Origin of the sequence: Methylobacterium crusticola (assembly GCF_003574465.1) — a bacterium.
In the GTDB taxonomy this organism is placed as follows: domain Bacteria; phylum Pseudomonadota; class Alphaproteobacteria; order Rhizobiales; family Beijerinckiaceae; genus Methylobacterium; species Methylobacterium crusticola.
Map to the genome: position 1 here is coordinate 1 of NZ_QOWC01000440.1, position 2046 is coordinate 2046.

Annotated in this window: 2 protein-coding genes; both read right to left on the reverse strand. The window is 81.8% G+C overall.

Annotation, left to right across the window (positions count from 1 at the left end):
- Positions 1-1084: glycosyltransferase family protein (locus tag DT057_RS34725; protein ID WP_276469434.1), on the reverse strand; the 1084-nt coding region annotated here is incomplete at its 3' end.
- A partial coding sequence (locus tag DT057_RS34730) for a glycosyltransferase family 4 protein (protein ID WP_128566532.1) occupies positions 1081-2046 on the reverse strand: 966 nt, incomplete at its 5' end. The genes DT057_RS34725 and DT057_RS34730, both read right to left, overlap by 4 nt.

A 2046-nucleotide genomic window follows, 5' to 3' on the forward strand; every position in this document is an offset into this window, starting at 1 on the left:
GAAGGGCGGCCGCGCGCGCGTGGGCGGCCGCGGCGGCGTCCGCCAGGCGCGCGGGGCCGAGCTCGGCCTCCGGCAGCACGCGGGCGAGGCCGCGGGCCGCCAGGGTCTCGGCGCGCAGGCGCTGCTCGGTCTCGTGGCCGGCCTCGAAGGGCACCAGCAGGGCCGGGCAGCCGCTGCGCAGGAGGTCGACCACGGTGTTGTAGCCGGCCTGGCTCACCGAGAGCGCGGCGCCGGCGAGGAGCGCCCGGAAGTCCGGCCGCGCCCGCTCGACCCGGGCGTTCGGCGGAGCCTCGGCCCGGAGCCGGAGGAAATCCGCCTCGGGCACGGCGCGGCCGACCAGCACCCGCCAGGACAGCCCGGGATCCAGGGCCGCCGCCCGCAGGGCGGCCGTCTGGAGCGGCAGCCCGGCGGCGCTCGACCCGCCCGAGACCACGATCCCGGCCCGCGGCCCCGCGGGCCCCGGAAGCGCGGCGGCCCCCGGGGGCGCCTCGGCCTCGTCGACGTAGCCCGTGTAGGCGAGGCGGGCGGCCAGGGCGGCGTCGACGGGCCAGGACGCCCCGAGGGGCAGGAGGTCGGGGTCGCCGTGGACCAGGACCCCGTCGAAGGCCGCCGCCAGGCGGGCCCCGGTGGCGGCGATGCGCTCCGGCCGGCTCGGCCGGGCCAGCACGTCGCGGACCGAGGCCAGGATCAGGGGGCGGGGCCGGCGCGCCCGCGCGGCCTCCACCAGGGCGTCGAACTCACCCGCCAGCACCCGGCGGCCGAAGGGATGGAGCTCGGTGATCACCGCCTCGGGCGCGGCCTCCGCCAGGGCGTCGAGGAGGCGCGCCCGGCGCGCCGCGAGCCGCTCCGCCGCGACGGGGGCGCCCTCCGGATCGAGCAGGGCCGTGAAGGCGGTGCCGACGATCCGCACCGGCGGCAGCTGCACGAGGCGGATGCCCGACAGGCGCGGCAGCGCCGCCGGCATCCCGCCGGAGACCAGGGTCACGCCGTGCCCCGCCGCCGCGAAGGCCCGCGCCAGGGCCGCCGCGCGGGTCAGGTGGCCGGCGCCGAGGAGGTGCGTCACCGCGATCAGGACGCGGCTCATGCCGGGCGCCCCGCCGCGTGCCGGGCCAGGACCCCGCCGAGGGCCGAGCGCAGGGTGGCGGCGGCGTGCTCCAGGCTGCGCTCCCGGCGCACGAAGTCGCGCGCGGCGGCCGCCATCGCGGCCCGGGCGGCCGGGTCGCCGGCGAGCCGGCGGATGGCGGCCGCGAGCGCCCGCGGGTCGCCCGGCGGCGTGACGAGGCCGGTGGCGCCGTCCCGGACCACGTCCGGCACGCCGCCGTAGCCGCCCGCCACCACCGGGCAGCCATGGGCCTGCGCCTCCAGGAGCGCGACGCCGTAGGCCTCGTTGACGGCGGGCCAGACCAGGAGGTCGGCGGCGGCGTAGAGGGCCGACAGGGCGGGCGGCGCGAGGGCGCCGTGCCGGCGCACCCGTTCGCCGAAGGGCGCGAGCAGGTCCGCGACCGCCGGCGCCGCCGGCCCGTCGCCGGCGACGTCGAGGCGCCAGGGCAGGTCGCCGAGCCCGGCCAGGGCCTCGGCCAGGAGGCCGTAGGAGGCGAGCTTGTCGCCCTCGCGCATCATCGCGACGCACAGGAGGCGCAGGGGGCCCTCCGGGCGGGCCGCCCGCGGGGCCGGCCACTCGGCGGGATCGAGGAAGGGCGGCAGCCCCGCGAGCACCTGCCCGGGGGGCCGGGCCGCCTCGAGGGCCGGCCGGTCGCGGCGGTTCATCACCAGGACCAGGGCGGCGGCGTCGAGGGCCGCCTCGGCCCCGGCATGGCCGAGCGCGTGGGGGCCGGCGGCGCGCCGGGGCGCCCGCGAGCCCTCCGCCACCACGTAGGGGATGCCCAGCGCGGCGGCGACCGCGGGGCCGATCCAGTCCGGGGCCTTGTAGTAGACGTGGTAGGTGAACCACAGGCGCGGCGGCCGCGCGGACCACAGCCCCGCGAGCCGCGCCGCCTCGGCCCGGGCCTGGGCGCGCAGGGCGGCGTGCCGGGCGCCGCCGGGGTC